The sequence below is a fragment of the Streptomyces shenzhenensis genome (genome assembly GCF_021462265.1).
GTDB classification, from domain to species: domain Bacteria; phylum Actinomycetota; class Actinomycetes; order Streptomycetales; family Streptomycetaceae; genus Streptomyces; species Streptomyces shenzhenensis.
In genome coordinates, this window is the sequence record NZ_JAJONF010000008.1 from 119,738 (window position 1) to 144,876 (window position 25,139).

At 70.7% G+C, this 25,139-nt stretch carries 24 protein-coding genes; 4 read left to right on the top strand and 20 right to left on the bottom strand.

The features are described 5' to 3' along the window. The 13 genes from LQ326_RS13790 to LQ326_RS13850 all read right to left on the bottom strand — a co-directional run bounded on the left by LQ326_RS13790 (position 1) and on the right by LQ326_RS13850 (position 8,597). On the bottom strand, positions 1-372 hold the full coding sequence (locus LQ326_RS13790) for a YraN family protein (protein ID WP_234536146.1): 372 nt from the start codon (positions 370-372) through the stop codon (positions 1-3). Positions 373-491: 119 nt separating this feature from the next. Beyond that, the gene (locus LQ326_RS13795) at positions 492-800 is read right to left on the bottom strand and encodes a DUF2469 domain-containing protein (protein ID WP_003965949.1); all 309 of its coding nucleotides are present in this window, start codon (positions 798-800) and stop codon (positions 492-494) included. Between the two features lie 56 nt (positions 801-856). Further along, complete coding sequence (locus LQ326_RS13800) at positions 857-1,363, bottom strand: NUDIX hydrolase (protein WP_234536149.1); 507 nt, start codon at positions 1,361-1,363, stop codon at positions 857-859. Beyond that, entirely contained in the window at positions 1,353-2,138 is a 786-nt protein-coding gene (gene lepB, locus LQ326_RS13805; RefSeq protein WP_234536152.1) for a signal peptidase I, read from the bottom strand. The genes LQ326_RS13800 and lepB (LQ326_RS13805) overlap by 11 nt, the downstream gene beginning before the upstream one ends. Positions 2,139-2,253: 115 nt before the next feature. Continuing rightward, on the bottom strand, positions 2,254-3,216 hold the full coding sequence (gene lepB / locus LQ326_RS13810) for a signal peptidase I (RefSeq protein ID WP_234536155.1): 963 nt from the start codon (positions 3,214-3,216) through the stop codon (positions 2,254-2,256). Further along, positions 3,116-4,255 (bottom strand): signal peptidase I, encoded by a 1,140-nt coding sequence (lepB, locus tag LQ326_RS13815; protein WP_234536158.1) that lies wholly within the window; start codon positions 4,253-4,255, stop codon positions 3,116-3,118. The genes lepB (LQ326_RS13810) and lepB (LQ326_RS13815) overlap by 101 nt, the downstream gene beginning before the upstream one ends. After that, on the bottom strand, positions 4,248-4,955 hold the full coding sequence (gene lepB / locus LQ326_RS13820; RefSeq protein ID WP_234536160.1) for a signal peptidase I: 708 nt from the start codon (positions 4,953-4,955) through the stop codon (positions 4,248-4,250). The genes lepB (LQ326_RS13815) and lepB (LQ326_RS13820) overlap by 8 nt, the downstream gene beginning before the upstream one ends. Positions 4,956-5,035: 80 nt before the next feature. Then, a complete protein-coding gene (gene rplS, locus LQ326_RS13825; protein WP_181807497.1) occupies positions 5,036-5,386 on the bottom strand; it encodes a 50S ribosomal protein L19 in 351 nt (116 codons plus the stop codon). Positions 5,387-5,522: 136 nt separating this feature from the next. Then, positions 5,523-6,356, bottom strand: coding sequence for a tRNA (guanosine(37)-N1)-methyltransferase TrmD (gene trmD, locus LQ326_RS13830; RefSeq protein WP_234536162.1), 834 nt, complete (start codon positions 6,354-6,356; stop codon positions 5,523-5,525). Further along, entirely contained in the window at positions 6,353-6,898 is a 546-nt protein-coding gene (gene rimM / locus LQ326_RS13835; RefSeq protein WP_234536164.1) for a ribosome maturation factor RimM, read from the bottom strand. Before rimM ends, trmD begins: the two co-directional genes overlap by 4 nt. Positions 6,899-6,998: 100 nt before the next feature. Beyond that, complete coding sequence (locus tag LQ326_RS13840; protein ID WP_005479813.1) at positions 6,999-7,238, bottom strand: RNA-binding protein; 240 nt, start codon at positions 7,236-7,238, stop codon at positions 6,999-7,001. A 5-nt stretch (positions 7,239-7,243) separates the two neighbouring features. Beyond that, on the bottom strand, positions 7,244-7,663 hold the full coding sequence (gene rpsP / locus LQ326_RS13845) for a 30S ribosomal protein S16 (RefSeq protein WP_234536166.1): 420 nt from the start codon (positions 7,661-7,663) through the stop codon (positions 7,244-7,246). Positions 7,664-8,000: 337 nt separating this feature from the next. Further along, positions 8,001-8,597: a hypothetical protein gene (locus LQ326_RS13850; protein ID WP_234536167.1), complete on the bottom strand. Its 597-nt coding sequence runs from the start codon at positions 8,595-8,597 to the stop codon at positions 8,001-8,003. 582 nt (positions 8,598-9,179) lie between these two features. Between LQ326_RS13850 and LQ326_RS13855 the strand changes: the two genes are divergently transcribed. After that, positions 9,180-10,040 (top strand): class I SAM-dependent methyltransferase, encoded by an 861-nt coding sequence (locus LQ326_RS13855; RefSeq protein WP_234536169.1) that lies wholly within the window; start codon positions 9,180-9,182, stop codon positions 10,038-10,040. 165 nt (positions 10,041-10,205) lie between these two features. Here LQ326_RS13855 and ffh read toward each other — a convergent pair whose 3' ends face one another. The 5 genes from ffh to nsdA form a co-directional block, all read right to left on the bottom strand. Then, positions 10,206-11,756 (bottom strand): signal recognition particle protein, encoded by a 1,551-nt coding sequence (ffh, locus tag LQ326_RS13860; protein WP_234536172.1) that lies wholly within the window; start codon positions 11,754-11,756, stop codon positions 10,206-10,208. A gap of 225 nt (positions 11,757-11,981) precedes the next feature. Beyond that, a complete protein-coding gene (locus tag LQ326_RS13865; protein ID WP_234536173.1) occupies positions 11,982-14,438 on the bottom strand; it encodes a [protein-PII] uridylyltransferase in 2,457 nt (818 codons plus the stop codon). 35 nt (positions 14,439-14,473) lie between these two features. Further along, positions 14,474-14,812, bottom strand: a complete 339-nt coding sequence (locus LQ326_RS13870) for a P-II family nitrogen regulator (protein ID WP_234536177.1) — start codon at positions 14,810-14,812, stop codon at positions 14,474-14,476. Beyond that, positions 14,809-16,149, bottom strand: a complete 1,341-nt coding sequence (locus LQ326_RS13875) for an ammonium transporter (RefSeq protein ID WP_234536180.1) — start codon at positions 16,147-16,149, stop codon at positions 14,809-14,811. Before LQ326_RS13875 ends, LQ326_RS13870 begins: the two co-directional genes overlap by 4 nt. Positions 16,150-16,483: 334 nt before the next feature. Further along, the gene (gene nsdA, locus LQ326_RS13880) at positions 16,484-17,968 is read right to left on the bottom strand and encodes a transcriptional repressor NsdA (RefSeq protein WP_234536182.1); all 1,485 of its coding nucleotides are present in this window, start codon (positions 17,966-17,968) and stop codon (positions 16,484-16,486) included. A 457-nt stretch (positions 17,969-18,425) separates the two neighbouring features. Between nsdA and LQ326_RS13885 the strand changes: the two genes are divergently transcribed. Continuing rightward, on the top strand, positions 18,426-19,088 hold the full coding sequence (locus LQ326_RS13885; protein WP_234536185.1) for a bifunctional DNA primase/polymerase: 663 nt from the start codon (positions 18,426-18,428) through the stop codon (positions 19,086-19,088). A gap of 106 nt (positions 19,089-19,194) precedes the next feature. Here the strand turns inward: LQ326_RS13885 and ftsY are convergent, their stop codons facing one another. After that, positions 19,195-20,388, bottom strand: coding sequence for a signal recognition particle-docking protein FtsY (ftsY, locus tag LQ326_RS13890; protein ID WP_234536188.1), 1,194 nt, complete (start codon positions 20,386-20,388; stop codon positions 19,195-19,197). Between the two features lie 139 nt (positions 20,389-20,527). On the opposite strand from ftsY, the gene LQ326_RS13895 reads away from it, so the two are divergent. Continuing rightward, the gene (locus LQ326_RS13895; RefSeq protein ID WP_234536192.1) at positions 20,528-22,003 is read left to right on the top strand and encodes a cytosine permease; all 1,476 of its coding nucleotides are present in this window, start codon (positions 20,528-20,530) and stop codon (positions 22,001-22,003) included. A gap of 53 nt (positions 22,004-22,056) precedes the next feature. Further along, positions 22,057-23,028 (top strand): LLM class flavin-dependent oxidoreductase, encoded by a 972-nt coding sequence (locus LQ326_RS13900; protein ID WP_234536195.1) that lies wholly within the window; start codon positions 22,057-22,059, stop codon positions 23,026-23,028. A 477-nt stretch (positions 23,029-23,505) separates the two neighbouring features. On the opposite strand, the gene LQ326_RS13905 is transcribed toward LQ326_RS13900, so the two are convergent. Further along, positions 23,506-24,924, bottom strand: a complete 1,419-nt coding sequence (locus tag LQ326_RS13905) for a sugar porter family MFS transporter (protein WP_234536197.1) — start codon at positions 24,922-24,924, stop codon at positions 23,506-23,508. Positions 24,925-25,139: the final 215 nt, after the last annotated feature.

A 25,139-nucleotide genomic window follows, 5' to 3' on the forward strand; every position in this document is an offset into this window, starting at 1 on the left:
TCACGCCACCCCCCGGACGTGCTCGACGAGGGGCGCCCCGCGCTGCGGCAGGAGCACCCCGACCACGTCGATGCGGACGCCGCCCGGCGGTGCCCCGCCGTGCGCGTGGATCCAGTGTTCGGCGAGGTCGCGCAGGCGCCGCGCCTTCTCCGGGGAGACCGCGGCCATGGGGTGCTCGAAGACGCCCGCCCGCCGGGTCTTGACCTCGCAGACGACCAGGACGTCCCCGTCCCGCGCCACGATGTCGATCTCGCCCGTCCTGCCGCAGCGCCAGTTGCGCTCCAGGACCGTCAGACCGGCCTCGGCCAGCCGCCGTGCGGCCAGCGTCTCGCCGTACTTGCCGAGTGCACTGCGTGCCAGATTCGTGTCCATGTCGGCACCACCTCCGGCGCCAACCGTCACGCATCCCCCGCCAAGAAGTTGATCTTGGTGGGTTACTCAGCGGTTGTGGACAACTTCCTCACCCACACGAGCGACCGCGACTCCACCGCTCAGCCGCCCGGAAGCTCCAGGTCACTCTTGTTCAGTTCCTCGATGTTCACGTCCTTGAACGTGAGAACGCGGACCTGCTTCACGAAACGGGCCGGCCGGTACATGTCCCAGACCCAGGCGTCCGCCATGGACACTTCAAAGAAGACTTCACCCTGGACCGAGTGCACCTGCATCTCGTAGTCGTTGGTGAGGTAGAAGCGCCGCTCGGTCTCGATCACGTATTTGAACAGACCGACGACATCGCGGTACTCCCGGTAGAGCTTCAGCTCCATCTCGGTCTCGTACTTCTCGAGGTCCTCGGCGCTCATGGCATGTTCCCCTTCAGCCGTGCGATCCCACCATTGTGCGCCAGTCCCGCACGCTCCTAGACGATTTCCGTGTCAAGGGTGACGGGCCCGGCGGGGGGACCTTCGTCGAGCAGCCTACGGAACAGCTCGGCGAGTCTGGTCGGATACACCGTCTCATGTGCCCGGGTCAGTTCCTGGCACGTCCACCAACGTGCTCCGGCCACACTGCGCTGCTCCAGCTCGGTCAGGGCGGTGGCCTCGGTGGCCGTCTGCGCCGTACGGGCCAGGTAGTACCACTCGTCCTGGTCCCAGCGGCGGCCGGCGAACGGGAAGGAGCATGTCCGCCGCCACAGCACCGGACCGAGTTCGACGTCCGTGATGCCGGTTTCCTCCGCGAGTTCCCGCAAAGCGGCCTGCTCACGGGTCTCGTCGCCCTCCAGACCGCCGCCGGGGGTGAACCACCAGTCGTCGGCCGGGTCGTCCGGCTCGTGGCCGTGCAGGAGCAGGATGCGGTTCTCGGGGTCGAGGAGGACCACCCGGGCCACCTTGCGCAGGCGGCCCTCCGTCAGCGCCTCAGCGGGCACCGGCGGCCTCCGTACGGGCACGGGCGCGGGAACGGCCCAGCAGGTTCGCGACCGGACCGTAGGCGCCGCCTCCGAGGACCAGCACACCGCCGGCCACGATCATGAACTCGATGACACGCAGCGGCCCCGGCTGGGAGAGGGTGCCCAGGGTCTCGAAGCCGGTCGGGCGCTTGAGCAGGCCCTTCATCGGCCAGATCACCGCGTCCACGCGGGCGGTCACGGCGCTGCGGGCGACCGTGCCCTGCGCCGCGTCCGTGAGGTGGGCGGTGGAGTCCAGGGAGCCCCGGCGCTCGTCACCGAGGAGGAAGAGCCGGCCCTTCGGGACGGTGACGCTCGGGAAGCCCTGCAGCTCGGCCTGGCTGCCCGCCGGCAGGTACGGCTCGTCGATCTGCTTGCCGTTGACCGTCAGCTTGCCGTCGGTGCAGCAGGACACGGTGTCCCCGCCGACCGCGACCACCCGCTTGACGACGTCCGCGTTGCTGACCCAGCTCTTGTCCTTGAAGACGACGACATCGCCCCGGCGCACCTGGCCGCCGTCGATGCGCTGGCCGACGACCCGGTCCCCGGCGTCGATCGTCGGCGTCATCGAACTGGTCGGCACGGTGTACGGCCGGTACTCCACCGCTGCCCAGCCGAATCCGCCGAGGAACAGCACGATGCCCAGCGCCACGGCGATCCCGGACAACCGCTGTCCGAGCCTTCCTCCGGCCTGTGCCGCACTCGTGCTGGTGCCTCCGCCGCTGCGCGGGGCCGTACGTATCGTGCTGTCGCCCATGAGGCCGCACCCTACCCGGCGGTACCGGGCAGGGGCAGCCCTTCTTCGGCGCCCCTGGTCACAAGCTCCCCAAGGCTTTCACATGGGGCGGTCAGCCCAGGCGGGCACGAGGCGGTCAGCGCTCGCCGGCGGCCACGCGACTGTCGAACTTCCGCTCGATGCGGTCGCCCCGCCGACGGCGCCAGGCCACGACCGGCAGGACGGCGGCGACAGCCACGCCCTGCGGCGCCACCGAGAGGGAGGCCGCGGCGGACGCCTGCGTGTTGATGCCGCTCTGGTCGAAGGTGTCCGGGACCGGCAGCGTGCCCCAGCGGTTGATCGGCCAGGCCTTGACGATGGCACGGCCGACGACCTCCTTCACCGGGACCATGCCGTGGTGCTTGTCGGACTGGTTGTAGCGCGAGTCCCGGGAGTTCTGACGGTGGTCGCCCATCACCCAGATGTAGCCCTTGGGCACGTGGACCGTGAACTGCCCGCCCTGGTCGTCGACGCTGCACGGGGTGTTGCCCGGGTACACGTAGGGCTCGTTCAGCGGATGGCCGTTGACCATGAGGGGTCCGCTGTTCTTGCAGGAGACGGTGTCGCCACCGACGCCGATGACCCGCTTGATCAGGTCCCGCTCCTCGGCGGACGGCATCAGGCCGATCCAGCTGAGGAAGGTCTGGATCGCGTTCGGCTGCGCGGTGGGCTCGCCCGCCAGCCAGTCGTCCGGGTCGTGGAAGACGACGACCTCGCCGCGCTCCGGCTTGGAGCCGAACCACGGGGTGAGCTTGTCGACCAGGACGCGGTCACCCTGCTGGAGGGTGTTCTGCATCGAGTCCGAGGGGATCGAGAACGCCTGCACCAGGAACGTCTTGATCAGCAGCGCCAGCACCAGGGCGATGATGACCAGGATCGGCAGCTCCTTCCAGAAGGAGCGTTGCTTCTTCGGTGCGGGCGCCGCGGGCTCACCCGGGTCCCCGTCCGTGCCCGCGCCGTCACCTCCGGAGTACGGACCCTCTGCCGGGGTGCCGTCTCCACCCGGCCCGGTGCCGTTCCCGGAGGTCGAGGCGCCGTCTGCGGAGGGGACATTCTCCACGGGGCGCCCGCTGTGCTCCTCGCCGTCGTGTCCCGACCGTGCGCCAACCGCCACATCCCCCACGCCAACTCCTTACTCCGTGCCGCCGCCCGCGCCGTCCCCGGCGCAGGCCCACCACTCCCATAACGAGCGGGAGTTCCGCAGGGCTCGGGAGTTGGATGTATCCGTTCGGATCGTCGGAGGCAACCCTATGCGACACCTGGGGAGCCGCGGTCGACCCCGACCCGGAGTCAGAAACGCTTGCGAAGGTTTTAGGTTCGTCGAGCTTGGTCCAGTGGCCGACGGGCCAGCCGATCATCATGGCCCGTCCCACCACCGAGGTGACGGCGACCGTGCCGCCGTAGTCGGTGTCCATGTGCGCCCGGGAGTCGGCCGAGTTGCCCCGGTGGTCGCCCATCACCCACAGCCGCCCCTGGGGGACGGTGATATCGAACTCCTGCATGGAGGGTGCGTTTCCGGGATACAGGTAGTCACCCTCGGTCAGGGGAACGCCGTTGACGGTCACCCGGCCCTGTGCGTCACAGCACTTGACGTGGTCGCCGCCGACGCCGATGACCCGCTTGATGAGGTCCTTCTCGTTGGCGGACGGCAGCAGGCCGATGAAGGTGAGCCCCTCCTTGACCTGCTTGACCCCGACCGGGTCGTTCGCCTTGGTGGTCTGCTCGTCCGCCAGCCAGCCGCCCGGGTCATGGAAGACGACGACGTCACCGCGGTGCGGCTTCCACCCGAACCACGGGGTGAACTTGTCCACCAGGACCCGGTCGCCGATCCGGATCGTCTGCTCCATCGAACCCGACGGGATCACGAAGGCCTGGACGAGGAACGTCTTCAGCACGAGCGCTATCAGGACGGCCACCCCGACCAGCAGCGGTATCTCCCGCACCGCGCCGCGCCGGCGCTTGCGCTTGACCTTGCGCTGCAGTTTGCGCCGCTCCGCGCGGGAACGGCCGCCCGGGCCGGAGGTGCGCCGGGCCCCGGTGGGCAGCAGGTTGGCGGCGGCGTCGACCGGCACGCCACGCGGCCTGCCGCGGTTACCCATGGGACGCTCCGGCCGACGGCACGCGCGCGTAGGCGGCGGGACGGGTGAGCCGGGTCCAGTGGGCGTACGGCCAGACGATCCAGTCGGCCCGGCCGATGACCTCCTTGACGGGGATCATGCCGCCGCCGGGTGAGCCGAGGTGGTCGCGGGAGTCGCTGGAGTCGCTGCGGTGGTCGCCGAGAACGAAGAGCCTGCCGCCGGGGACGACGATGTCGAAGGCCACGCTCGAGGGGGTGTCCCCGGGATAGAGGAACGCGGTCTCGTCGACCGGCCGGCCGTTCACTTCGATCCTCCCCTTCTTGTCGCAGCAGACCACGTGGTCTCCTCCCACGCCGACGACGCGTTTGATGTAGTCGGCGTCCCCGAAGTACCCGGAGCCGTCGAACACCACGACATCTCCCCGGCGCGGCCCGGCACCGAAACGGTACGCCAACTTATTTACGAGAACGCGGTCCCCGATCCTCAATCCCTGTTCCATGGATCCGCTGGGAATCTGGAATGGTTGCGCCACGAATGTGTTGAGGACGAGCAAAAACACCAGGCAGGTGAAGAGGGTGAGGGTGGTCCAGCCGCCGGGCAGCCAGTCGGTGACCCGCCGGGTGACCCGCGCCACCAACGCGAAACGCGACCGGTCCTCCGCGGCCTCTGGTTCGGGGCGGGAGGAGCGGTCGCGCTCCGTGTGCTGTGCTTCGGTGTCCATCGGGGCCAGATGCTATCCGGCCTTGATGAGACTCCTTCTTACCGGCTCGTCCGCCTGCGGCGTGCGGCCGGCACGCGAGATCAGCTCTCGCGCTTCTCCTTGATCTTCGCGGCCTTACCGCGCAGGTCGCGCAGGTAGTAGAGCTTGGCGCGACGCACGTCACCGCGGGTGACGAGCTCGATCTTCTCGACGATCGGGGTGTGCACCGGGAAGGTGCGCTCGACGCCGACGGAGAAGGAGACCTTGCGGACCGTGAAGGTCTCGCGGACACCGCTGCCCTGGCGGCGGATCACAACGCCCTTGAACTGCTGCACACGGGAGCGGTTGCCCTCGATGACGCGGACGTGGACGTTGACGGTGTCACCCGGGCGGAAGGCCGGGACGTCGCTGCGCAGCGACGCGGCGTCGACGGTGTCGAGCAGGTGAGACATTTCGTCTGCTTTCCTCGCTGATGCCACAGGTCATCAACGGAAACTAGGTGTTCCATGGGGTCTGCCGCGCGGGTCGGGGCGGGCGTCGTCTCCCCCTGTGGCAGGGGCGCACACCGGACGGACGCACAGCAGCGGCCTATTCTTCCACGCCCTGTGGCCTGCGCCAAAATCGGCCGTGGGGTTCGCCCTCCGGGTCCGGGGCCCAGCCCAGGATGGAGAGCATCTCGCGGTCCTTCTTGTCGAACGCCTTGGGGTCGCACCGCTCGATCAGGTCGGGCCGGTGGGCGGTGGTCCGCTTCAGGGCCTCGTCGCGGCGCCAGCGGGCGATCTTGCCGTGGTGGCCGCTGAGCAGCACGTCGGGGATGTCCCGGCCGCGCCAGACGGGCGGCTTGGTGTAGACGGGGCCTTCCAGGAGGTTCGCCATCGCGCCGGGCGCGAAGGAGTCGTCGCGGTGCGACTCGGCGTTGCCGAGGACACCGGGCAGCAGCCGCGCCACGGCCTCGGTGATCACCAGGACCGCCGCCTCGCCGCCGGCGAGGACGTAGTCGCCGATGGACACCTCGTAGACCGGCATCCGGGTGGCGTACTCGTCCATGACGCGCCGGTCGATGCCCTCGTAGCGGGCCGGGGCGAAGATCAGCCAGGGCCGCTCGGAGAGTTCCACGGCGAGTTCCTGGGTGAAGGGGCGGCCGCTCGGGGTGGGCACGATGAGCGCGGGGGCGCGCGCGCCGGTCTCGTAGCCGTCGGCGAGGACGGTGTCGAGGGCGTCGCCCCAGGGCTCGGTCTTCATGACCATGCCGGGCCCGCCGCCGTACGGGGTGTCGTCGACCGTGTTGTGCCGGTCGTACGTCCAGCCGCGCAGATCGTGCACCTGGACGCCGAGCTGCCCACGCGCGCGTGCCTTGCCGACGAGCGAGACGTTCAGGGGTTCGAGGTACTCGGGGAAGATCGTGACGACGTCGAGCCTCATGCGCTGTCGTCCCTGGACGAGGCGACCTCCGCCTGGTCGTCGATCAGGCCTGGCGGCGGTGCGACGACCGCCCTCTGCTCCTCCAGGTCGATCTCGGTGACGATCTCCCCCACGAACGGGATCATCACCTCGCTGCCGTCCGGCCGCTCCACGATGAAGAGGTCCTGGGAGGGCAGGTGCGAGATCTCGGTGATCCGGCCGACCTCGGTGCCGTCCTCGGTGACCACGTCCAGGTCGATCAGCTGGTGGTCGTAGTACTCGTCCTCGCCCTCGGGCAGTTCCTCCGGATCGATCTCGGCGATCAGGAGGGTGTTGCGCAGGGCCTCGGCGCCGGTGCGGTCCTTGACGCCCTCGAAGCGCAGGAGCAGACGGCCGCTGTGCACCCGGCCGGTCTCGATGGTGAGCGGTCCCGCCGACGCGGGATCGGTGGCGAGTACGGCGCCGGGCGCGAGCCTGAGCTCCGGCTCGTCGGTACGTACCTCGACGGTGACCTCGCCCTTGATGCCGTGGGCGCGGCCGATCCGTGCGACTACCAGCTGCACTGTGCCTGTTCTCCTGTCATCTCCTGCTCGGCCTGCTCATACGACTGCGGGCCGGGGACGGCCAGTGGCCCTCCCCGGCCCGAGCCGGTTGCGATAAGCGTCAGCGGACGTGGTCCACGTCGACGAGGTCGACACGGACTCCGCGGCCGCCGATGGCGCCCACGACGGTACGCAGGGCACGCGCGGTGCGGCCGTTGCGACCGATCACCTTGCCGAGGTCGTCGGGGTGCACCCGGACCTCCAGCACACGCCCCCGGCGCAGGTCGCGCGAAGCGACCTGCACGTCGTCAGGGTTGTCGACGATGCCCTTCACGAGGTGCTCAAGCGCCTCTTCGAGCATGGTGCTCAGGCCTCGGTCGACTCGGACTCAGCCGCGGCCTCGTCCTTCTTCTCAGCCTTCTTCTTCTGGGTGATCGCCTCACCCTTGCCCTCGTCGTCACCGCCGAGCGCCTCGAACGACGGACGCGCGGCCTTCGGCGCGGCGACGAGCAGCGGCGCCGGGGCGGGCTCGCCCCTGAACTTCTGCCAGTCGCCGGTCTTCTTCAGGATGGCGAGCACGGGCTCGGTCGGCTGGGCGCCGACGCCGAGCCAGTACGCCACGCGGTCGGCGTCCACCTCGATGACCGACGGGTTGTAGGTCGGGTGGTACTTGCCGATCTCCTCGATCGCACGGCCGTCACGGCGGGTGCGGGAGTCGGCGACGACGATGCGGTAGTGAGGCGAACGGATCTTGCCCAGACGCTTCAGCTTGATCTTGACTGCCACGGGAGTGGGTTCTCCTGGATTTGACGTGGTTGGGCACGGCGAGGCTGCCGCGTGGGGTTGCGGTACCCGAGTGCCCGACGGACGCGTCAGCCGGAGGAGAGAGGGGTCCTGTGCGGCTGTCGAGTACAGCTAGCCATTGTGCCACACCCTGCGGGGCCCTTCGGCCGACGGTCGGGCGGGGGCGCCTGGGCATGCCCGGGTCGCACCCGGCGTGGAGGTGAGGTCACGTCGGGTGCGAGGGACCGGTGCTGTGAAGTTGCCGCGCGCGGGGAGACGGGCGTCCGGTCCGCGAGCCGGCGGCGGAGCAATGGCTGCGGCTGCCACGAGCAGCCGTGGCCTATGCCGCCCCCGCGACCTCCGGGATGCGGAACGGTTTGCCGCAGCCGCCGCAGACGATGGGGGCCTGGGCCAGGACCGACGGGACCACCCGGACGTTGCGGCCGCAGTCGCACACCGCCTTGACCCGGACGCCGCCGCCGGAGGAGCCGTGGCGGGCGGCCGGGCCGCGGAAGGCGCGGGTGGTGTCGGCGGACGTGGCCACCGTGTGCGCCTTGAGAGCGCGCTGCAGTCTGTCGATGGTGGGGCGGTAGCGGCGCTTCGCCTCGGGGTTGAGCGTGACCAGCGAGAAGCCGCTGCTGGGATGCGGCTCGTCGGGGTGGTCCAGGCCCAGCTCCTCGGCGATCGCGAGGAATCGGCGGTTGTGGTAGCGGCCGGCCCGGGAGGTGTCGCGGATCCCCCGGGAGGCGGCGATGCCGTGGACTGCCTCATGGAGCAGTCGCTCGAAGGAGAGCTCGTGCCCGCACGCGGACGACGACTCCCCGATCAGGGACTCTGGCGCGGCAAGGTCCGGCAGCTCGGGGTGGTACCGCTGAATGTCGGCCCACGCCTGTGCCAGCTCTGCGGCGAGAACAGGTGGTGTCTGTGTCGTGCTCACGTAATGAGAACGAGCGGGAGTGCCTCTGTGTTCCTATTCCGGGGCATCCCAAATAATTTGCACTTACCCGTCAGTTGCCGCTGATGCGTGGAGACGAGTACGGGTGCGCTGATCTGCGGAGAAGCCGCACAGGCCGTACCAAGCCGGTGCGTAGCCTGACGTACGACCCGCCACGTACCCATGGCCCGGACGCCTGGACGACGAAGGCCGACGGATACGCAAGTGGCGTTTCGGTCGCCTCGTGGCCGAAGCCCCACCCCGTCAGCGCGCGCGGCGGCCCCGACGTTACCCGCGGCCCGTCGCCCTCCGGCACCGGCCCCGCTCCGGCGGCCGGACCGTGCGGTCGCCGGTCCGCCCGGCCATGGCCGGAACCGCCGGGCCGTGGGTCAGATGGTAGAGCCCCAAGTTGCCGGGATGTGAAATCTCGCCACAGTCAGGGCCCACGCGCAAGCCGGGACCCGCGGCCTCTGGACGCCGTCGCGAGCCCGGAGTTATGTGGCATACGTGGGACGTGCGAGCGCACGACACGGGGGCCACGGAATCGGTCAGTGCGTAACTCTCGGCGGATTGGGGCGCTTACCTATGACACCTACGCTCGTGCGGCGCCACCTGTCTCACGCGGACTCACCACCCCGTGTGAACTTGGGCGCACGCGCGCGTGACTGGTCCGAGATCCAGGAGCGGATGCTGGTGCCGCTCTACGAAACCGTCCACGAACGACTCGAAGTGGGCCCCGCCACCCGGCTGCTCGGCCTGCGCTGCGGTTCCGGTCTCGCCCTGCTGATGGCGGCGGCCAGAGGGGCCTCGGTCACCGGTGTCGACTCCTGCCGCGAACGGCTCGCGCTCGCCCGTGAGCGTCTGCTGCCCGACCCGGCCCAGAGCGCACGCGCGCGTGGCCGCTCCGCCCGGATCGTCGAGGGCACGCCCCGGGACGCGGCGGTCGGGCAGGCGTCGGCGTACGACCTGATCACCGCCTTCGACCCGATCGGCTGCCTGGCCGGCGACGCCGAGGAACTCGGTGACCTGCTCGCCGAGGCGACGCCCCTGGCGGAGCACGGCGCCGCCGTGGTGCTGGCCGGCTGGGGTCCGCCGGAACGCTGCGCGACCTCGTCCGTGCTCCGGGTGGCCGCGAAGTTGGCCGATCCTTTGCGGAGCGCCGGAAGCTGGCGGCCCGTCTGCCGGGACGATCTGGAGGAAGTGGCCCAGCGGGCCGGTCTGCGGATCGACGGTTCCGGGCGGGTCTCCTGTCCGTTCGGGTACGCCGACATGGACAGCGCCGTGCGGGGGCTGCTGTCGACCGGGCTGTTCGACACGGGGATCGCGGCGGTCGGCCAGGAGCAGACCGGCAAGGAGCTGACCGAGGCCCTCCACACGCACCTGCGGCCCGACGGCACGGTGTGGATGCCGAACGTCTTCCGGTATCTGATCGCCCGCGTGTGGTGAGCGTTCCGGCACCACACCCGGCGTCCCGGAGCGCGCCGATCACGTCGCGCCGGTGCGCACCTGGGTCAGCGACCCCTGAAGCGGCCGTCACACGGTCGAGCTGAGCCGCCGTCGTCCGCGCTCGCCAGAGGCCGCTGCGGCCCCCGGCACTCGCGGTGGGCGACCTCAGCCCATGAACTTCTTGAACTCGTCCGGCAGCTCGAAGTCCTCGGCGCCCTGCTGCGGCAGCCCGAAGGCGTTCCCGCCCTGCGCGGCGGCCTCGCGGCGCTGCGCCTCCTCAAGCTCCTGCTGCCTGCGCTTCATCGGGTTGCCGGAGCGCTGCTTGCCCTTGGCCTGCTTCGGCTGCTTCTTCTGCCGGCCGGGGCCGCCGCCCATGCCCGGGATCCCCGGCATGCCCGGCATGCCGCCGCCCTGTGCCATGCGGGACATCATCTTGCGGGCCTCGAAGAACCGCTCGACGAGGTTCTTCACGGCGCTGACCTCGACACCGGAACCCTTGGCGATACGGGCGCGGCGCGAGCCGTTGATGATCGTCGGGTCCTGGCGCTCGCCCGGGGTCATCGACTTGATGATCGCGGCGGTGCGGTCGACGTCCCGCTCGTCGAGGTTGTTGATCTGGTCCTTGATCTGCCCCATGCCGGGCAGCATCCCGAGCAGCTTGCTGATGCTGCCCATCTTCCTGACCTGTTCCATCTGGGCCAGGAAGTCGTCCAGGGTGAAGTCCTGGCCCTTCTTCGACGCCAGCTTGGAGGCCATCTTCTGGGCCTCTTCCTGGCTGAACGTCTTCTCCGCCTGCTCGATGAGGGTGAGCAGGTCACCCATGTCGAGGATGCGGGAGGCCATCCGGTCCGGGTGGAAGGCGTCGAAGTCCTCCAGCTTCTCGCCGTTCGACGCGAACATGATCGGCTTGCCGGTGACCTGGCGGATGGAGAGCGCGGCACCGCCGCGGGCGTCACCGTCGAGCTTGGACAGGACGACACCGTCGAAGCCGACGCCGTCCTGGAAGGCCTCGGCGGTCGTGACGGCGTCCTGGCCGATCATGGCGTCGACGACGAAGAGGATCTCGTCGGGAGAGACGGCGTCCCGGATGTCGGCCGCCTGCCGCATCAGCTCCTGGTCGATACCGAGCCGGCCGGCGGTGTCCACGATCACGATGTCGTGGACCTTCTGCTTGGCGAACTCGATCGAGTCCTTGGCGACCTTGACCGGGTCCCCGACGCCGTTGCCGGGCTCGGGCGCGTAGACGGCGACACCGGCGCGCTCGGCGACCACGCTCAGCTGGTTGACGGCGTTGGGGCGCTGGAGGTCGGCGGCGACGAGCAGCGGCGAGTGACCCTGCTCCTTGAGCCAGCGGCCGAGCTTGCCCGCGAGGGTGGTCTTACCGGCACCCTGGAGACCGGCCAGCATGATCACGGTGGGCGGCTGCTTGGCGAACCGCAGCCGGCGCGTCTCACCGCCGAGGATCGTGACCAGCTCGTCGTTGACGATCTTCAGGACCTGCTGGGCCGGGTTCAGCGCCTTGGAGACCTCGGCGCCCAGCGAGCGCTCCTTGACGTTCTTGATGAACGTGCGGACGACCGGGAGGGCCACGTCCGCCTCAAGAAGGGCGATGCGGATTTCCCGGGCCGTGGCGTCGATATCCGCCTCGCTGAGCCGACCTTTGCCCCGGAGGGACTTGAAAGTGGCTGAGAGGCGATCAGAAAGGGTATCGAACACGGCTGCGTCGGTCCTCGGCTTAGGCGACAGTCTGGGCTGCCCTCCAGGGTATCTGGCCGCGCAAGCTATTCGTCCCCGCCTGCCGGATCCGCGGACGGTGACCGGGGACGGGATCCCCGCAGCGGCGGGGAGCAGGCATCGCCGGCCCGGCCCTTCCCGCGAAGATCCGGGCCCCCCGCCTCGGCGGGGGGCACACCCGGTGAAACGCGTGACGCGAGCCCGGGGTCACGCCCGCAGCGTCTCCTCCAGCTTCCTGGCCACAGCGGCCGCCTCCTCCGCGGGCAGCGGCGCGTGGTCGGTGCCGGTCACGTAGAAGGCGTCGACGGCGTTGGAGCCGAGCGTGCTGACATGCGCGCTGCGCACCCGTACCCCGGCGTCCTCAAGCGCCCGCCCGATCCGGAACAGCAGACCCGGCGCGTCCTGGGCGCGGACCTCGAAGACCGTCGCGTGCCGGGAGGCCGCGGAGGCCACCGTCACGCGCGGCGGCGGGGCCACCCAGCCCCGGCGCCTCGGATAGGCCGCGTCCCGTTCCGCGAGGCGGCCGGCGATGTCCAGGGAGCCGTCCAGGGCGCGGACCAGGTCGGCGCGGAGCCGGGCCGCCTGCGGCAGCGAGCCGTACTCGGCCGCGACCCGCCAGTTGAGGAGCAGGACGGTGCCGTCGTCGACGTCGGCGGGCAGCTGGAGGGCGCGCAGTTCGGCCGTGCGGACCGTGAGGCGGTGCATGGCCAGCACGCCGGAGACGGCGGGGAGGACGCCCGGCTGGTCCGGTACGGCGATGACCAGTTCGACGCCGAGCGGTTCGGGGTCGCCCGCGGGCTCCTCGCCGGCGGCCGCCGGCTCGGTCTGGGCGCGCAGGGCCAGGACCGGGGCGCCGGTACGGTGGGCCTCGATGGCCAGCCGCTCCTGCTCGGCCGTGGGCGCGCCCGGTTCGGGTTCGTCGGCGGTTTCCCCGGCGAGGACCGCCGCGACCCGCTTCACCAGGTCGGCGACGAGCGAGCCGCGCCAGGTCGACCAGGCCGCCGGGCCGGTGGCCAGCGCGTCGGCCTCGGTGAGGGCGTGCAGCAGCTCCAGGGTGCTCTGGGTGCCGACCGCGTCGGCGACCAGGCGGACCGTGGCCGGGTCATCGAGGTCGCGCCGGGTGGCGGTCTCGATGAGCAGCAGGTGGTGCCGTACGAGGGCCGACAGGACCGCCACGTCGGCGCGGTCGAAGCCGATCCTGGCCGCCACGTCCTTGACGATGATCTCGCCGGCCACCGAGTGGTCGCCGGGCCAGCCCTTGCCGATGTCGTGCAGCAGGGCGGCGACCAGCAGCAGGTCGGGGCGGTGGACGCGGCGGGCGAACTCGGAGGCGCGGACGGCGGTCTCGATCAGGTGCCGGTCGACGGTCCAGATGTGCACGGCGTTGCGCTGCGGCCGGCAGCGCACCCGCTCCCAGTCGGGCAGCAGGCGGGTGACCAGGCCCTCCGCCTCCAGCGCCTCCCAGACCTCGACGGTCGGGCGGCCGGAGCCGAGCAGGGTGACCAGTTGCTCGCGGGCCTCGGCGGGCCAGGGCGTGGGCAGGGGGCGTGCGGTGGCGGCCATGCGCCGTACGGCGTGCAGGGAGAGCGGGAGGCCGGCCTGGGCGGCGGCCGCCGCCGCGCGCAGCGGGAGCACGGGGTCGCGTTCGGGGCGGGCGGCGCGGGCGAGCACCACTTCGCCGTCCTGCTCCACCACCCCTTCGGCGAGCGGGGAGCGCTCGGCGACCGGCTTGCCGCCGCCCAGCATGGCGCGCAGCCGGGGACGGACGGCGCGCGAGCGCAGGACCCGTCCGACTTCGCGCCAGGTGACGTCGCTGGCGTACGAGATGACGCGGGCGGCCTCGTAGACCTGGCGCAGCAGGGTGTCGGCGTCGAGGAGGTCCAGTTCGGCGGCGACCTGGTCCTGCTCCTGGAGCGCCAGGCGGTCGGTGGCGCGCCCTGTGGCCAGGTGCAGGGCGTCGCGGACGTCGAGGAGCCGCCTGCGGGCGTCGGCGAGGCCCTCGCGCGGGGCGTCGGCCAGCCAGGAGGCGGCGACGGCGCGCAGCGCGGTGGCGTCCCGCAGGCCGCCGCGGGCCTCCTTCAGGTCGGGTTCCAGCAGGTACTGGAGCTCGCCCTGGCGTTCGGCGCGCTCGGCGCAGAGCTCCTGGAGTTCGGGAAGGCGCTTGGGCGCCTGGTTGCGCCAGTCGGCGAGGATCGCGGTGCGCAGCGAGGAGGTCAGGCCGAGGTCTCCGGCGACGTGTCGGGCGTCGAGGAGGCCGAGCTGGACCTTGAGGTCCTCGCCGGCGGTCCTGCGGGCCTCGGCGGGGGTGCGCACGGAGTGGTCGAGGGCCAGGCCCAGGTCCCAGACGGGGTACCAGAGCCGGTCGGCGACGGCGGCCAGCGCGCCGGAGTCGCCGTCGTCGTGCAGCAGCAGGAGGTCCAGGTCGCTGCGTGGGGAGAGCTCGCCGCGGCCGTAGCCGCCGACGGCGACGAGCGAGACGCCGCCCTTGACGCCCTCGGTGGCGGCGGCGAACAGCCCGGTCAGCCATGCGTCGGTCAGCTCGGCGAGGGCGGCACGGCGCGGCGGCCCGGACCGCGCCCCCTCGCTGAGGAGGCGCAGCCGGGCCGCCGCGTAGCCGCTGGGTCCCGTGTTCTCCGCGTCGTTCCGCACTTCCGTACCCGTCACCCAGCGACTCCTGCCTGTGTTCAGGTGGTTCTGTTCTACAGCGCGTCCGGGCCGCGCTCGCCGGTGCGGACCCGTACGGCGGTCTCGACCGGGACCGACCAGACCTTGCCGTCACCGATCTTGCCGGTGCGGGCGGCCTTGACGACGACGTCGATCACCTGTTCGGCGTCCTCGTCCTCGGTCAGCACCTCGATGCGGATCTTGGGCACCAGGTCGACCGTGTACTCGGCACCACGGTAGACCTCGGTGTGGCCGCGCTGCCGACCGTAGCCGCTGGCCTCGGTGACCGTGAGGCCGTGCACGCCGAAGGCCTGCAGGGCCTCCTTGATCTCGTCGAGCCGGTGGGGCTTCACGACGGCGGTGATGAGCTTCATGCGTCCACCTTCTTGCTCGAACCGGCCAGGGCCGCGGCGGAGACGGAGCCGACGACACCGCCGCCCGCACCACTGAAGTCGTATGCAGTCTCGGCGTGCTCGGCCTGGTCGATACCGGAGATCTCCTCGTCCTCGGTGACCCGCATGCCGAGAGTCTTGTCGAGGAGGAAGGCGAGGACAGCGGAGGCGACCAGGGAGTAGCCGAGGACCGCGCCGACACCGGCGAACTGCTTCCACAGCTGGGTCCAGCTGTGGTCGCCGTAGAAGACGCCGGTCGCGGTGGACTGGCCCTTGCCGGTGGCGAAGAAGCCGATGAGCAGGGAGCCGATGATGCCGCCGACCATGTGGACGCCGACGACGTCGAGGGAGTCGTCGTAGCCGAACTTGAACTTCAGTCCGACGGCCGCGGCGCAGGCGACACCGGCGATGGCGCCGACGGCGATCGCGCCGAGCGGGGAGACCGCGCCACCGGACGGGGTGATCGCGACCAGACCGGCGACCGCGCCGGAGGCGGCGCCCAGGGTGGTGAACGCGCCGTGGCGGATCTTCTCGTAGGCGAGCCAGGCGAGCATGGCGGCGGCGGTGGCGACCTGCGTGTTGACGAACATCAGCGCGCCGACGCCGTCGTCGTTGCCGAGCCACGAGCCGGCGTTGAAGCCGAACCAGCCGAACCACAGCAGACCGGCGCCGAGCATGACCAGCGGGAGGCTGTGCGGGCGCATCGGGTCCTTCTTGAAGCCGACGCGCTTGCCGATGACCAGGATGACGCCGAGGGCGCCGGCACCGGCGTTGATGTGGACCGCGGTACCACCGGCGAAGTCGATCACGCCGAGCTTGTAGGCCCAGCCGTCGGCGCCCCAGACCCAGTGGGCGACCGGGACGTAGACGATCGTGAGCCACAGGGCGACGAAGAGCGCCCAGGCCGAGAACTTGACGCGGTCGGCGATGGCGCCGCTTATCAGGGCCGGGGTGATGACCGCGAACATCATCTGGAAGACCATGAACACGAAGATCGGGATCGTGTAGCCGTCCCAGAGCTCCGTCAGTCCGACGTTGCTCATGCCCAGCCAGTCGGAGTTGAAGCCGATGAAGCCGTTGCTGGAGCCGAAGGCCAGGGAGAAGCCGTAGAGCACCCACAGGATGGTGACGATCCCGATGCTGACGAAACTCATCATCAGCATGTTCAGGGTGCTCTTGACGCGGACCATGCCTCCGTAGAAGAAGGCGAGGCCCGGTGTCATGAGCAGCACCAGGGCGGAACAGATGAGCATGAAGCCTGTGTTCGCGGAGGACAGTTTGGGTGCCTCCGCGGCAAGCGTGATGGCGGCTGGTGCCATCGGCGTCTCCTCGTCGATTGATACGGCCCCGGGTGCGGGCGTTGGCCTGAATGCGGTCCGGTCAAGCGGGGGGTGGGCCGGTTATGCGCCATGAGATTGACGCAGCGCGGTTTCGGACACCGCCCCTCGTTGTTTCGCCGCAGTGACGAAGGAGTCGTGGGTGTTACGCCTCGATGAACTGCCTGATGTTCGCCGACCGGATCGTTATCGTGACGCAACCTTCACCCAGAGGAACGAAACCGGCCGCGGCGGCCTTCCGACGACCTGGCGTGGGGGAGCCGAGTCGGGCATTCGGGAGGACCGGCCGCGGCCGGGGTCTCGGGTTCGCCGGGGCTCAGACCGCCTCGGCGGTCTCCGGGAGGTCGACGGCGAGCTGTTCGGTGAGGTCGACGACGGCCGCGAGATCGCCGTGTTCGCGGACGGCCGAGTCGACCGTCTTTCGAATACGAGTGTTGACGCGCTCGGAGCGCACCTTCTTGGCGATGCCCATGGCCTCGGAGGCCAGTACCGTGCTCTGCTCGGGCTCGCCCCGCAGCAGGTGCACGGTGGCCATGCCGATCAGATTGAGTGCGTACGACCGCTGGTGCTCGGCGTCCTTGGCGAACAGCTCGACGGCCTTGCGCATCAGCGGCTCGGCCAGCGAGGCGTAGGTGGGGCTGCGGCCGGCGACATAGGCGAGGTCACGGAAGGAGTGGCTGTTCTCGCCGTAGAGCTCGGCCTCGGAGAAGAACCGGATCCAGTCGGGGTCCGGGGCGTCCCATTCGTCGGCCTCGGCGAAGGTGTCCTCGGCCATCCGGACCGCCCGCTTGCACTTGCCGGGCTGCCCCATGTTGGCGTAGGCGCGGGCCTCCATCGCATACAGCATCGACTGGGTGCGCGGGCTGGCGCAGTCCCGGCTGCCGTACTGGGCGAGGTGGATCAGCTCCAGGGCGTCGTCGGGCCGGCCGAGGTGGATCATCTGGCGGCTCATGCTGGAGAGGATGTACGAGCCCAGCGGCTTGTCACCGGCCTCCTTGGCCGCGTGCAGGGCGAGCACGAAGTACTTCTGGGCGGTGGGCTGGAGCCCGACGTCGTACGACATCCAGCCGGCCAGCTCGGCCAGTTCGGCGGCGACCTTGAAGAGCCTGCGGGCGGTGGCCTCGGGCTGGGGTTCCTGGAGGAGGTCGGTCACCTCGTGCAGCTGGCCGACGACCGCCTTGCGGCGCAGGCCGCCGCCGCACTGGGCGTCCCACTGACGGAACATCACCGTGGTGGACTCCAGCAGCTCCAGCTCGGGCCGGGAGAGGCGGCCGGGGCGGCGGGAGTCGGCGGCGGACTCGGGGGGCGGCTGGGGGCCGCCCGGCGAGGGAACCAGCCAGCGCTGCAGGGGCTCGATGAGGGACGGGCCCGCCGTCAGCACCAGCGACGTTCCGAGGAAGCCGCGCCGCGCCAGCATCAGGTCGCTGCGCGAGAACTCGCTGAGCAGGGCCACCGTCTGCGGGCCCGTCCAGGGCAGGTCGACGCCGGTCGCCGAGGGTGACTGACGGGCGGCCCGCAGCCCCAGGTCCTCGACCGAGACGACGCAGCCGAACCGTTCGGAGAACAGCTCGGAGAGGATCCGGGGGATCGGCTCGCGCGGGTTCTCCCCGTCGAGCCAGCGGCGCACTCTGGAGGTGTCCGTGGAGATGTGGTTGGCGCCCAATTGGCGTGCCCTGCGGTTCACTTGCCGAGCCAGTTCGCCCTTCGACCAGCCGCTGCGCACGAACCACGAGTTGAGCAGCTCATTGGGGCGCTTGTCCACGCTGGCCGCGGTCGTCCCGCTACCGCTGTTGCCGCCCACTGGAACGCCCCCATCCCTGAGACCACTTGATGCCGGATGCGCCAAGCCCTATCAGAATGCCGGTAAATACGGCCGCCCGTCCGGTGGTTCTCACCCTTCGAACGGGAAGCCGAGTTGCCTCCGGCATACCCACGAGTGCAAGTGCCCCCAGGCCTCGTGCACTCAAAGTAATCCTACGATCACTGCTCCAGCCATGGCGATCCCGGAAACGCCACCATTCGCCACCCCTTTGAATGAACCCACGATGCCTTTGGCGCGATTCACTTGACATAGGACGGCCGGGAGTAGGCGGAGCGATGCACTCGGGGGCGCGCGCCTCCAGGTACACCACCCCGGGCGCTTCAGGGCGCTGCCGTGACCTTGCGGGCGCGAGGGAAGGCGGAGCCGTAGCGTCACGTTCCGTTTCCGTCCCGTTCCGTGTCGTAACCACCGGCGCGCCGGACCCGTTGGAGGGGGCATGGGCTTCACGATCGGCGGCATTCGCGAGATCCGCTCCGGCACCCGTCGGCGCGGTCGCTCATCGGACTGCACCGCCGTCGCCGAGTTCACCGGACTGTGGGGCTGGGACGTGGTCCCGGGCGCCCGGGCCGCGGCCGGCGCCTGCTCCTGCTCCTGCGGGCACGCCGACTGCCCCGCGCCGGGAGCGCATCCGCTGGACTTCGCGCCCCAGGTGTCCGCGGGCGCCACGCTCGACGAGGTCATCAAGGCCTGGGGAGAGTTCCCGGGCGCGGCGGTGATGCTGCCGGTCGGCCGCGCGTTCGACGTGATCGAGGTCGCCGAGCCCGCCGGGCGCCGCGCCCTGGTCCGCCTGGAGCGCATGGGCCTCCCGCTCGGCCCGGTCACCGCCACCCCGGACGGCCGCGCCCACTTCTTCGTCGCCCCCGGCGCCACCGCCGAGCTCCCCGAGCTGCTCTACCGCACGGGCTGGGACGACCCGGCCTCCCTCGACCTGCGCGGCCTCGGCTCGGGCAGCCACATCACCGCCCCGCCGTCCGACCGGGGCGGCCTGGGCCCGGTCCGCTGGCTGCGCCCGCCGGCCCTGGACTCGGCGACGAGGCCACCGGCGGCGAGGCTGCTGCTGGGGACGCTGGCCTACGTGGCGCACCGGTCGCGGGCGTAGCCGCAGGGCCCGGGGCGGATACGCCGAAGCGCCCGTCCCCGACTGGGTCTTCGGGGATCGGGCGCTTCTTGGCGATCTCGGGGTGGGTAAATCCACCCCCTCCCGGTCAGTCACCGATAAGGGCATCCACGAACGCCTCGGGCTCGAACGGCGCCAGGTCGTCCGCGCCCTCGCCGAGGCCGACGAGCTTGACGGGCACGCCCAGTTCGCGCTGGACCGCGATCACGATGCCGCCCTTGGCGGTGCCGTCCAGCTTGGTGAGGACGATGCCGGTGATGTCGACGACCTCGGCGAAGACCCGGGCCTGGACCAGGCCGTTCTGGCCGGTGGTGGCGTCGAGGACGAGCAGCACCTCGTCCAGCGGGGCGTGCTTCTCGACGACCCGCTTGACCTTGCCCAGCTCGTCCATGAGGCCGGTCTTGGTGTGGAGGCGCCCGGCGGTGTCGATGAGCACCACGTCGACGCCCATCTCCTTGCCCTCCTTCACCGCGTCGAAGGCGACGGAGGCGGGGTCGCCGGCCTCGGGGCCGCGCACGGTGTAAGCGCCGACGCGCTCGCCCCAGGTCTGGAGCTGGTCCGCGGCGGCGGCCCGGAAGGTGTCGGCGGCGCCGAGCACGACCGTACGGCCGTCGGCCACGAGGACGCGCGCGAGCTTGCCGGTGGTGGTGGTCTTGCCGGTGCCGTTGACGCCGACGACCATCACGATGCCCGGCTTGCGGTCGGCGGGCTCGGTCTTCACCACCCGGTCGACGTCGGTGCCGATGAGGTTGAGCAGCTCCTCGCGGAGCAGGCCGCGCAGCTCGTCGGGGGTGCGGGTGCCGAGCACCCGGACGCGCTCGCGCAGCCGGTCGACCAGCTCGGTGGTGGGCTGCACGCCGACGTCGGCGGTGAGCAGGATGTCCTCGATCTCCTCCCAGGTCTCGTCGTCGAGGTGCTCGCGCGAGAGCAGCGTGAGCAGCCCCTTGCCGAGGGCGTTCTGAGAACGGGAGAGCCGGGCACGCAGCCGGACCAGCCGGCCGGCGGTGGGCTCCGGGATCTCGATCTCGGGGACGGGGAGCTCTTCCACGACGACGGGAGCCGGGCCGCCGGGGAGGTCGACCTCCTCTATCGTCCGGCGCGGTTCGTCGCGCGGCGTCTCGGCCTCGTCGCCGACGTGCGGCTCGGCCGGGGGCGCGGTGATGTCGGGCGCGGCGGGGGGCGGCGGGGGCAGCGACTTCTTGCGCCGGCTGCCGACGACGAGCCCGCCGAGCACGCCGAGCACGACCACGGCGATGATTACAGCAAGGATGACGGTTTCCATAACGGGTCCAGTATCCATCCCTCCCCCACGGCCGACTTTGTTCCCTCGCGCGGGAGTTTCTGGGTGATCCCCGGAATCCAGTCACACCCTGTTGGCACCTTTTGATGGGATTGGTCGGACTCCCGTACGATGACTGACCATGAGCTCCACCGCCCGCCACGATGGTGCGCTCGAACATCTCGAGGAGTCCCTGGAACACCGCGGCCTCGAAACCCGGGGCCTCGAACCGGTCCCGGACTCCGAGCGCACCGGCACGCCCCGCGGTCTGCTCCCCACCTGGATCGCCGCCAACATCACCGTCCTGCTGGTGACCATGGGCGCGAGCCTGGCGGTGTCGTTCGGACTGAACTTCTGGCAGTCCCTGGTGGTCGGCCTCGCGGCGCCGGTCGTGTCGTACGGTCTGGTGGGATTCGTCGGCATCGCGGGCAGACGCGGCGGCGCACCGGGCATGGCCCTCTCCCGCGCGGTCTTCGGCCAGCGCGGCAATCTGCTCCCCGGCGCACTGATCTGGGTGGCGCGCTGGGGCTGGGAGACGATCAACGCGGTGACCGGCGCCTACGCGCTGCTGACCGTGGTGGACGTCGCCTTCGGGATCAGGAGCAACACCGCCCTGGTCGTGGTCGCGCTCCTGCTCTTCGTGGTCGCCACGTTCGCGATCTCGGGCATGGGCATCAGGGCGGTGCGGTACTGCAACCGGTGGGTGACCTGGCTGTTCGGCGCCTTCTCGCTGCTGGTCCTCGGCCATCTGATCGCGGCGACGGACTGGGCCGGGGTGTTCGGCCGGCCCGCCGGCTCCGCGGCCGCGATGGTCACCGGGGCCGGGCTGATCGCGGCGGGCGGGATCAGCTGGGCACCGTCCGCGCCGGACTTCGCACGGTATCTGCCGGGTACGGCGTCCTCGGCGGCGATCGTCCGCACCACGGTCGGCGGCGCCGGGATCGTCGTACTCCCGATGGTCCTGATGGGCACGGTGACGGCAGCTGCCTCGCCGGGCCTCGCCAAGGACGCCGACCCGGTCTCCTTCCTCGGCGAGGCCCTCCCCCGCTGGCTGGCGGTCCCCTACCTCCTCATCGCCCTGGCCGGGATGCTGACGATCAACGCGATGTCGATGTACTCGGCGGGCTTCACCGCGCAGACGCTGGGCTTCCGCGTCCACCGGCACTGGGCGGTATCGGTCAACGCGGTGATCTCGCTGGTCCTCGGTGCCGCCCTCATGCTGGTCGCGACCTCCTTCCTGGCCTCCTTCATCGCCTTCCTGTCGCTGCTGGCGGTGGCGCTCTCGGCGTGGGTGGGCGTCTTCGGGGCCGACATGCTCCGCCGCCGGGAGTACGACGCCACGGCCCTCCTCGACACCACGCGCACCAGCGCCTACTGGTACCGGGCGGGCTTCTCCCCCGCCGCCGTCGCGGCCTGGGCGCTCGGCCTGGCCGCCGGTCTGCTCTTCACCACGTGCGACTGGTTCACCGGCCCGCTCGCCACCAACAACCCCGTCGGCCGGTACGGTCTCGGCTGGCTCTCGACGATCGCCGTCTCGGGTCTGCTGTACGCGGTGCTGCCGAAGCCGGCGGTGGTGCCGGGAGCCGCCGCCGGACGACGCTCGCCTATGGCTGTCTGACGCATCGTCAGCTAACGTCCCTCGCACCAGCCGCCCGGTGAAGGGGGTCCCCCATGCCCGTCTCGGTCGTCCGTTTCAACCTCGTCGAACCCGGTGCCTCCCCGGCGACCCTGGCCGCCCGGTACCGAGCGGCCCTCGACATGGCCGCGTACGCCGACGAGCACGGGGTCACCACCGTGCAGACCGAGGAGCACCACGGCGTCGAGAACAACTGGCTGCCCTCGCCGTTCGCCTTCGCGGGCGCGGTGTTCGGGGCGACCCGGACCATCGCGGTGACCGTGTCGGCCGTGATCGGCCCGCTGCACGACCCGCTGCGGCTTGCCGAGGACATCGCGGTCCTCGACCTGCTCAGCGGAGGCCGGCTGGTGACGGTGGCCGGGATCGGCTACCGGCCCGAGGAGTACGCCCTCTTCGACGTGGAGTGGAAGCGGCGGGGGCGGCTCCAGGACGAGTTGCTGGAGACGCTGCTGAAGGCGTGGACCGGGGAGGAGTTCGAGTACCGGGGCCGTACGGTACGGATCACGCCCCGCCCCTTCACCGACCCGCACCCCCTTCTCCTCGTCGGCGGCTCCTCCAGGGCCGCCGCCCGCCGCGCCGCCCGCCTGGGCCTGCCGTTCTTCCCGAGCGCGCATCTGCCGGAGCTGGAGGCCTACTACAAGGAGAGGCTCACCGAGTACGGCACGGAGGGCTGGACGATGATGCCCACGGCCGAGACGCCCCTGCTGCACATCGCCGAGGACCCGGACCGGACGTGGGCCCGGTACGGCGAGCACTTCCTGCACGAGGCGCGCACCTACGCGTCCTGGCAGTCCGGCGACATCCACTCGGCGGTGCGGTCGGCCGCGACCACGGTCGGGGAACTGCGCGAGGAGGGCGTCTACCGCATCCTCACCCCGGAGGAGTGCGTGACGGCCGGGCTGGACAACCTGGTCCTGCATCCGCTGGCTGGCGGGATGCCCGTGGAGGAGGGCTGGCGAAGCCTGCGGCTGTTCGCGGAGGCCGTGCTTCCGGCGCTGCCGGCGTAGCGGGACGAGGCACCCCGACGACCGGCCACGCGAGGACGCGGCACCGCCGGGCAACGCCGTCGGGGCTGACCGACGTCGCGGCGGAAGAAGCGACCGCGCCCGAAGTCCACCACGAGACCAAGAAACCAAGAAGCCCGCGCGACAGGGGCTGCGCGACGGTTCGGCACCGCCGGACAGCGCCATCGTGACTGATCAACGTCGCGGCGGAAGAAACGGCCGCGACCGAAGTCCACCACGAGACCAAGAAGCCCGCGCAACAGGGGGCTGCGCGACGGTTCGGCACCGCCGGACAGCGTCATCGTGGCCGATCGGCGTCGCGGCGGAAGAAACGGCTGCGACGGGATCAGGAGACCGAGTGGCTGGGCCGGGTGCACGAGCCGCCGCCCCGCCCGGCCAGTGACCGGGCGGGGCGGCGGGGGGAGACGAGGAGAGGGGCAGCGAGGACTTGGCCCTTCTCCCCGAGTCGAGGGGGCCGGCTCAGCCCATCTCCTCCAGGGACTTGCCCTTCGTCTCCTTGACGTACCTGAGGACGAACGGGATGGAGAGGGCCGCGAAGACCGTGTAGATCACGTAGGTGCCGGAGAGGTTCCAGTCGGCCAGCGACGGGAAGCTCGCGGTGATGGCCCAGTTGGCCAGCCACTGCGCGGAGGCGGCCACGCCCAGGGCGGCGGCGCGGATCCTGTTGGGGAACATCTCGCCGAGGAAGACCCAGACGACCACACCCCACGACAGGGCGAAGAAGAGGACGAAGACGTGGGCGGCGACCAGGGCGATCCAGCCCTGTGTGGCGGGCAGCTTCCCGTCGACGAGGGAGTAGGAGAAGGCCCAGGCCTCCAGGGCGAGGCCGACGACCATGCCGACCGAACCGATGAGGGCCAGCGGCTTGCGGCCGACGCGGTCCACGAAGATCATCGCGATCACGGTGCCGATGATGTTGATGATCGACGTCGTGAACGAGTAGAGGAACGAGTCCGTCGGGTCGACGCCCACCGACTGCCAGAGGGTGGAGGAGTAGTAGAACGCCACGTTGATGCCGACGAACTGCTGGAACACCGACAGGCCGATGCCGACCCAGACGATCGGCTTGAAGAAGAAGGAGCCGCCGAGCAGGTCCTTGAACGTGGACTTGTGCTCGCTCTTCATCGCGTGCTCGATCTCGGCGACCCGGGCGTCCAGGTCCACGCTCTTGCCCTCGACCTCTTCGAGGATCGCGCGGGCCCGGTCACGCTTGCCGACGGAGAGCAGGAAGCGGGGGGACTCGGGGATCGCGAAGGAGAGCAGGCCGTACAGGACGGCCGGGATCACCATGACGCCGAGCATGACCTGCCAGGCCTCCAGACCCATCAGCTTGCCGCGCTGGTCGCCGCCGGCGGCGTTGAGCAGACCCCAGTTGACCAGCTGCGAGATCGCGATACCCACGACGATCGCGGCCTGCTGGAAGGAGCCGAGGCGGCCGCGGTAGGCGGGCGGGGCGACCTCGGCGATGTAGGCGGGGCCGATGACGGAGGCCATGCCGATGGCGAAGCCGCCGATGATCCGCCAGAGCGCGAGGTCCCAGAGCGCGAAGGGCAGCGCCGAGCCCACGGCGCTGACGGTGAACAGCACGGCCGCGATCTGCATGCAGCGGATACGGCCGATCCGGTCGGCTATCCGGCCGGCGGTCGCGGCGCCGATGGCGCAGCCGATCAGGGCGATGGCGATGACCTGGGCGAGGGCCGCGGACCCGATGTCGTAACGGCTTCGGATCGCCTCGACGGCACCGTTGATGACGGAGCTGTCGTAGCCGAAGAGGAAACCGCCCATGGCGGCCGCCGCCGCGATGAAGATGACATGCCCGAGGTGATCGGGGTGAGCCGTCCTGGCTCCTGACTGGGATGCCTGCGCAGTGCTGGTCACAAGAAGAACTCCTCGGGCGCCGGCAACGCTGCCGGGGTGGGGGGGTGCACTCACACCTGAAGGTAAAAGCAACGTTGCAGAGACTATGCCTTCAAGTTTCGAAGTCAATAGCTGGCGTGGTGTGAAGTTGCAGAGACCACACATCGAAGATGCGTTCATTACTTGAAGAAAAGAGGGAGGTGACGCACCCAGAAGCGGCACGGGACCGTCTCGAT